This is a genomic window from Nocardia sp. NPDC051911 (assembly GCF_040681035.1).
Classification (GTDB): Bacteria; Actinomycetota; Actinomycetes; order Mycobacteriales; family Mycobacteriaceae; genus Nocardia; species Nocardia sichangensis.
The window spans coordinates 23,865-30,446 of sequence record NZ_JBFAXY010000051.1 but is presented as its reverse complement, the minus strand read 5'-3'; the positions used below and the strand labels follow the sequence as shown (position 1 = coordinate 30,446).

The window sequence follows — 6,582 nt, the reverse complement described above, 5'->3', positions numbered from 1 at the left end:
TCGCACGCTGGGTTGCGCGGGCAGCAGTGCCCGCCCTTCACCTCCGCTCGTCCCAGTGTTGGGAGTGACTGCCCAAGGCGAGCATTAAGGAGTGCATAGCAGAGATGTCACCCCGGCGAGCAGGGCGACCTCTTCGCGGCGCAACCCGGCCACGTGACGGTTGCCGCCGTAGGCGGGCAGCCCGGCCTGCTGCGGGTCAGCCGCGCGCGGCGGGTTCGCAGGAACTCGCGGATTTCGCTGCGCAGTTCCCATGATCTGCGCACTATCCGGCGTTGTCGGATGTTCTTGGCCCTGAGGGCTCTTGCTCGTTCCTCGGATCGTGTTGTCCCGCATCGAGTGGAAGCCGTCCGGGACCGGGAGGGTAGATCGGCTGCGGGCGATGTCCGAACAAGTAGTCGCGGAAGGCCCGCAGATACTCGTCTTGTTTGCTTGCGCGACCGTGTCCGGATCGTGGCTCAGGTGCGCGGGCGCTTCGGCGTTGCCGCCGGGCAGGGCGGCGGACACGATCTCGAACCACTGCACACTCGACACGCCCGGTACCTCGATTACCTCGGCCAGATGCTGTTGTTCCTCCGATACCGGGCGGACAACCGAACCGACGGCGACGCCGCGGCGGCGCTCGATGCCGCCTCCCGCGGCACGGTCGCGCTGTTGTCCTACACGCCGCGGACCCTCGACCACGATCTCGAAGCGGTGGAGTCCATGCTGACCGGAAACTTCCTGGCGTACTCGCGCGTGTTCGGTGCCGACACGGACGGGATCAGCTGGTCGGGGGCGCGTCCGCCGCTCGGCGTGCCCGGGCGCGCCGTTTGCCCTCGTGCATGGCCTGAACCCGGGCCACTGGAATCGTGTGTCCCTCCTCGATCAGATCCGGAGGAAGATGCTGCGGGGCAGGCATCTCCGCCTGCCACGGATCGTTGTCACCGAGCAGGTCCGGCACGGTCCGCACAGTGAAATCGGATGGCGTCACCTCGTCGAGGTCCGACCAGCGCAGCGGGAACGACACGGTGATACCCGGACGGATACGCGGACTGTAGGCGGCGGCCACGGTGGCGCCACCCGCACGGGTGGCGTCGAGAAAGACCTTGCCGTGGCGGTCTTCCCGGATGAACGCTGTCGTGCCGACCGAAGGATCGATCCGCTCGGCTCGCGCCGCCACGGCCCGCGTCGCCGCGGCCGCGTCCTCGACATCGGTCCCCGGGACCACCGGCACGAACACGTGCAATCCTCTGGAACCGCTCGTCTTCACTGCTCCGGACAGCCCGTCCGCAGTCAGCGCTTCCCGGATCAGCCGGGCGCCTGCCACGGCGTCGGCGAAAGTCTGTCCCGGTGCGGGATCGAGATCGAGCACAAGATGTGTGGGTTCCGGTGCGGATTCCGCGAGGAACAGGGTCGGATGGTATTCGACCGCCCGCTGATTACCGAACCAGATCAGGGTCCGCAGGTGGTCACAAAGCGCGTAGGTGATCTCCCGCCGCGAACTCTCCGCCCAGACCTTCGTCCGCGCCACCCACTCCGGCGTGTACTTCGGGAGGTTTTTCTGCATGAACGGCTCCTGCCCCGGCCGCACCCGTACCACCGACAGCGGCCGTCCGCGCAACACTCCCAGTAACCGTTCCCCGGCGAACTCCAGATAGTCCACCAGATCCCTTTTGCTCGCCTCGGCCTCGTCGAACAACGGCTGATCGAGATTGGACAATTCGACCCCGTGACGCAGCTCGCCTCCCGCCATCGCTCCACTCTCCCTACCACCGTGCGCCGGTCGATCACCGGGGGTGGCGAACTGGTTTCCCGCTCGTTCTCGCACATTCACGAAAATCGCCGATGCCCGAACCGAATGAGCGACACACGCATCCATGGCCTGAGAGGAAACTGCTGTTCAGGCCTGCGCAAACTGCCGCTGTGCCGCTGATAGGCGACGATACACGTTCCCTGGTGGCCCCGTCACCAGGCATTTCGTGACACATCGTTCCCATCTGGTGGCAATGTCACCCATCGTTTCCGGCATGCGCGAGCCGATGTCGGCAAACGGAGGGCAAGACCCGCACGGTCAGGCTTCGGGGTTCCGGGGCCGAGTACCGAACCGTCTGGGCTACGGCTGAGCTGGTCGGACTTCGTCTGCCTTGCGGTACTTTCCGTGTCCGCCTTCGCCGATGACCCATGTCACCGGCATGCCCGGTGTGATGAGTTGTTCGTCGCCCTGGTATTGCCAGAGGGAGAACCATACGTCGCCGGAGTGGCTGGCGATGAGTCCGTCGTAGGTGTCGGGCAGCCACCATCGGACCACACCGTCGAGGCTCGGATCAGGATCCTTCGCCGCGTCGACCTGCCCGTACGGTACCAAGCCGCCTGCGCCACGCCATCCGTCGAGAGTGGGGAGCAACGGTTGGTCCCCACCCTCGGGGTCGGCGGGCCAGATCTTTCCACTGCGGGACAGGATGTCGTCGTGGACTTCCCGGGCCAGTCTGCACGCCACACCGTCGGGAGCGCGCTCGACGGGGGTGGTGCCAATTACGACGCTCAAGGCCGGGACGGTGAATTCGATCCGCCATCCCGGTGGATCCGCCAGGCGGCGGAGCCGCTCGGGGATCGTTTCATCGATGTGCACCTCGAAACCGAGAGCCGACTCGATGTCGGCCGCCAGCAGGTCGGCGCCTCGCCGTGATGTCTCCTGGTCCATATAGCTATCCTGCCGATGTCGAGGAACGGCGCCCACTCCTCACGCTCGGTCAGCCGTGCCCGGAAAGCCTCGACCAACAGCTCGCCGCGTTGGTCGCGATCAGGACGAGACAGCGACAACGGACCGGTAGGTGTGCGGATCGTCGATGGCGTCGAGGAGATAGTCGGCGAGGTCGGCGCGCGAAGTGCGGGGACCGACCTTACCTTTCGCTCCCACCGAGACTCGCGGGCTGCCGTCGGCCTGCGCATCGGTCAATCCCGTGGGGCGGACGGAGGTCCAGCGCAGATCACTTTGCGCGAGTAGGTGTTCCATGCGCGCCATATCCGAGTAAGTGTGCCGCATAACCCTCCGCAGGACGGCGGCGAGGACTCTGGCGCCCGGCCCCGCGTCCGCCGGGACGTCCAGCGCCGCCGAGGAGATCACCAGCAGTCGCCCGCCCGGACGCATGGCGGCGATGATCTCGGCGGTGGCTGCGGAGTAGACGGTGGCGGGGCCGCGCCCGGTCGCGCCGAGCGCGGAGATCACCGCGTCGTACCCGTCGAGCAAGCCGGTCAACGCTCCCGCGGCACACGGGTCGGCCGTCACCACGGTCGACCCGAGCGTGGGCGCCGCGGTAGTGGCCGGGCGGACGATCGCGGTGACGCGATGTCCTCGTGCCAGCGCCCGGTCGACCACCATCCGCCCCGTTCGGCCGGTGGCGCCCAGGACCGCGATGGCCGCCATCAGCGCGCCGCGGGCCGGGTGGCGGGCTGGGTCAAGAAGGACACGGCCTCCATCAGCAGCTTGTGCTGGGTCTTCTGCACGGCCGCGATGCGCCACTGTCCGTCGGTGTCGCGGACGACGGTGTAGGTCGCGAGTTTGCCGAGCTTGCCCGGCTGCCGCTTCGAGGATTCGCCGCGGGTCACGACCACGGCGGCATCCGGTCCGTAGCAACGGATTTCGACGATGTCCACGGTCAGACGCGTGCCCTTCAGGAAGCTGTCGAACAGCGCTTGGTGGACCCGGCCGATCTCCGCACCGCCGTGGTAGACGGTGCCGACGTAGGTGATGTCCGTGGCGTCGTCGGTGAAGCAGGCGCCGTAGGCGGCGCCGTCGCCGCGATCCCACGCTTGCCTGCTGCGCTCGATGAGGGCGCGGATGGCGGCGGTGTCGGTGCTGGTGGTCATTTCGATCTCCTTCAGTCGGCCAGCAGGGCCAGGGCGGCCCGGCGGGGGAACAGCCGCGATACGGCGATGAGTGCCCGGTTGAACGGGCTGGTGAGTACGACGGAACCGGACCCGCCGGACAGAGCTTTTCGCGCACGGTCCACCACCTGCTCGGGTGTCTGGACCAGCCAGGGCGGTACGTCGGTGGCGGTTTGCGAGGCGGTGGCGGTGACGCCGGGGCACAGAGCCAGCACCCGTACGCCGCGTGCTCGCTGTTCGTGCCACAGCGTTTCGGACAAGGCCGTGACGAACGCCTTGGTAGCGCTGTAGACGGCGAGGCCCGGCTTCGGTATGTGCCCGAGCGTGGAGGACACGTTCACCAGGACGCCGCCGGGAGCGGCCGCACCGAGGAAGGCGTGGGCCAGCACGACCACCGCCCGGCAGTTCACCTCCAACGTGGCGATCGACGCTTCGAGCGCAACCTCGGTGAAATCGCCGTGCGCGGCGGTCCCGGCATTGTTGACCAGCAGCGTGTAACCACCGCCGCGAAGCCGTTCCGCGACCGCCCGCAGTCCCTCTTCGGTGCCGAGGTCGGCGGCGAGATAGTCGTGTCCGTCACCGAGTTCGGCGAGCAACATCTCCAGCGCTTCGATCCCGCGCGCCACGACGGTCACCGAATAGCCCTGCGCTGCAAGCGATTTCGCGAATGCGCGTCCGATCCCGGCACTGGCGCCGGTCACCAACGCTCTCACCGTTCGGCCTCCGGCTTCGTCGCCGGGTCGAACAGGAACGAGATGCGCTCCATGACCGGCTGCCGCTTGGTGTTGTGGAAACTGGCGATCCGCCACTGGCTGTCGGCTTCGCGCACCAACGTGTAAGTCTGCGTCTTGGACAACTCCGCCGGGCGATCGCCTTCGTAGCGGTCACCTCGGCTGGTGACGATCGCCACGTCGGCACCGTAGAAGCGCACTCCGAGAAAGGAGTCGGCGAGTTCGGTGCCCTTCAGGAATCCCGAGAACAGGGCCCGGTGCGCCTCGGTCAGATCGCGGCGGCCCACGTAGTGGGTGCCCAGAAAGGTGGTGTAGGTGGCATTTTCGGTGAAGGTCGCGCCGAACGCGTCGGCGTCGTTGCGGCCCCAGGCCGCCGTCATGGCGGCGATGGTCCCGCACACAGCCCGCAGGTCGTCGGCGTTGCCACCATCGGCGACGACCCGCGTGCACTCCATGACGCCGGCACTGCGGACATCCGAGGTCCGGTCCAGCCACAGGTACCCGCCTCCGCCGACGACGCCGAGCGTCAGCGCGGCGACCCCCACGGCTCGGACCACGGTGCGTCGTCGCGGACTGCGCGAGGTAGTCGGTTCGGTCCCTGCGATAGCCGACGTCATGGTGAAATCCTTCCCACAGCATTTACTGCTTACAAGATGTTTCATCTTTGGTGCAGTTTCTTCGTTAGAGAAGAGATTAGAGAAGATGCCTCAGCCTTGTCAATACGTCCGCATGAGGCCGATCCCGACCGCGCTGCCCTATCCACTCTGGGGCGGCAACGTGCGCAGGCCCGGTCTCGTCGAGGCCGAGTGCGCCTCGGCGGTTGCCTGTCCGTCATCGCTTCTTCACCCCCGGAGCGGTCGCAGAGCGGCACGATGAAGTGATGCGGCGGATGTGCGCAGCCGGTGTGGTAGCGGGGCTCGTGGCGGGCGGTGCGCTGACGGCGGCGGGACCGGTGGCGGCCGATGGTCCGGCCGCGTTCGATCTGCAAGCCCATCGAGGTGGGGCGGGGCTGGTGGCGGAGAATACGCTGCCCGCGTTCGCGAACGCGTTGGAACTCGGGGTGAGCACGCTGGAGCTGGACGTGCAGATCACCGCGGACGGATACGCGGTGGTCACCCACGATCGCGATCCGAGTCCGGCGAAGTGCGTGGACACGGCGCCGGCCGTCGCGGGCGACCCGAAGTTCCCGTATGTGCCGGGGACCACCTACATCCGGGACCTGACGCTGGCTCAGGTGCGGACGATCGATTGCGGTTCGGTGCCGTCCGCGGATCACCCGGAGCAGCGCAGGGCGCCGGGAGCGCGAATGCCGTTGCTGGCCGAGGTATTCGATCTGGTGCGCGCGTATGGCGCCGATCAGGTGATGCTGAACATCGAGACCAAGGTCGAGGCCGCCGCCCCGGAACAGACCGCGCCGCGCGAGCAGTTCGTGGACGTCGTCGTGGCGGAGATCCGCCGGGCGGGCATCGGGCGGCAGGTCACTGTCCAGAGTTTCGACTTCGGCGCCTTGACGCGCCTGCGGGAGGTGGCCCCCGAGCTGCCGACCGTCGCGTTGACCGACGGCCGGCCGAAATTGCAAGCCGGAGAGGCCGGTGGCTCACCGTGGCTGGGTGGTATGGATATCGACGACTTTCCGGGATCGTTGCAGGAGAAGTACGTCGCGGCCGCGGCGGCCATCGGCGCGGCCGCGATCTCGCCGGTGCACGGCACTCCGCAGGACGGCACCGTCACCGACCCCGACTACCGGCCGTTCACCACGCCCGAACTCGTCCGCGCCGCACATCGCCGCGGCATGCGGGTGGTGCCATGGACGGTCGATGACCAGCCCACCATGACCGCTCTGCTCGACCTCGGGGTGGACGGTCTCATCACGAATCGCCCGGACGTACTCCGCACACTGCTGTCCGACCGCGGGTACCGCCTACCACCGGCATACCACCGATCCTGAGCGATCCCGCGCGGCCGACCTGGCATGCGGACTGCCCCG

General features: G+C 67.8%; 7 protein-coding genes and 1 pseudogene. 1 reads left to right on the top strand and 7 read right to left on the bottom strand.

Going from position 1 to position 6,582, the window contains the following annotated elements; genetic code table 11:
• Positions 1–105 precede the first annotated feature (105 nt).
• The 7 genes and pseudogenes from AB0L97_RS36310 to AB0L97_RS36280 all read right to left on the bottom strand — a co-directional run.
• A pseudogene (locus AB0L97_RS36310) lies at positions 106–263 on the bottom strand (transcriptional regulator); the annotation flags it as partial.
• Positions 264–760: 497 nt separating this feature from the next.
• Positions 761–1,732 carry an ATP-dependent DNA ligase gene (locus AB0L97_RS36305; protein WP_364438935.1) on the bottom strand — a complete coding sequence of 324 codons (972 nt, stop codon included), beginning with the start codon at positions 1,730–1,732 and terminating at the stop codon, positions 761–763.
• A 360-nt stretch (positions 1,733–2,092) separates the two neighbouring features.
• Positions 2,093–2,680 (bottom strand): hypothetical protein, encoded by a 588-nt coding sequence (locus AB0L97_RS36300; RefSeq protein ID WP_364438932.1) that lies wholly within the window; start codon positions 2,678–2,680, stop codon positions 2,093–2,095.
• Between the two features lie 99 nt (positions 2,681–2,779).
• Positions 2,780–3,403, bottom strand: coding sequence for an NAD(P)H-binding protein (locus tag AB0L97_RS36295; RefSeq protein WP_364438929.1), 624 nt, complete (start codon positions 3,401–3,403; stop codon positions 2,780–2,782).
• Positions 3,403–3,846, bottom strand: a complete 444-nt coding sequence (locus tag AB0L97_RS36290) for an SgcJ/EcaC family oxidoreductase (RefSeq protein ID WP_364438926.1) — start codon at positions 3,844–3,846, stop codon at positions 3,403–3,405. Before AB0L97_RS36290 ends, AB0L97_RS36295 begins: the two co-directional genes overlap by 1 nt.
• Positions 3,847–3,857: 11 nt before the next feature.
• The gene (locus AB0L97_RS36285; RefSeq protein ID WP_364438923.1) at positions 3,858–4,565 is read right to left on the bottom strand and encodes an SDR family NAD(P)-dependent oxidoreductase; all 708 of its coding nucleotides are present in this window, start codon (positions 4,563–4,565) and stop codon (positions 3,858–3,860) included.
• An 8-nt stretch (positions 4,566–4,573) separates the two neighbouring features.
• Positions 4,574–5,212 carry an SgcJ/EcaC family oxidoreductase gene (locus AB0L97_RS36280; protein ID WP_364438919.1) on the bottom strand — a complete coding sequence of 213 codons (639 nt, stop codon included), beginning with the start codon at positions 5,210–5,212 and terminating at the stop codon, positions 4,574–4,576.
• Between the two features lie 263 nt (positions 5,213–5,475).
• Here AB0L97_RS36280 and AB0L97_RS36275 point away from each other — a divergent pair, with 263 nt between their 5' ends.
• Positions 5,476–6,543, top strand: coding sequence for a glycerophosphodiester phosphodiesterase family protein (locus AB0L97_RS36275; protein WP_364438916.1), 1,068 nt, complete (start codon positions 5,476–5,478; stop codon positions 6,541–6,543).
• Positions 6,544–6,582 lie beyond the last annotated feature (39 nt).

Bases quoted from the DNA above. Each gene is read 5' to 3' on its own strand.
- AB0L97_RS36290 (WP_364438926.1), bottom strand. From the start codon at position 3,846: ATGACCACCAGCACCGACACCGCCGCCATCCGCGCCCTCATCGAGCGC.
- AB0L97_RS36280 (WP_364438919.1), bottom strand. From the start codon at position 5,212: ATGACGTCGGCTATCGCAGGGACCGAACCGACTACCTCGCGCAGTCCG.
- AB0L97_RS36275 (WP_364438916.1), top strand. From the start codon at position 5,476: ATGCGGCGGATGTGCGCAGCCGGTGTGGTAGCGGGGCTCGTGGCGGGC.
- AB0L97_RS36300 (WP_364438932.1), bottom strand. From the start codon at position 2,680: ATGGACCAGGAGACATCACGGCGAGGCGCCGACCTGCTGGCGGCCGAC.
- AB0L97_RS36305 (WP_364438935.1), bottom strand. From the start codon at position 1,732: ATGGCGGGAGGCGAGCTGCGTCACGGGGTCGAATTGTCCAATCTCGAT.
- AB0L97_RS36295 (WP_364438929.1), bottom strand. From the start codon at position 3,403: ATGGCGGCCATCGCGGTCCTGGGCGCCACCGGCCGAACGGGGCGGATG.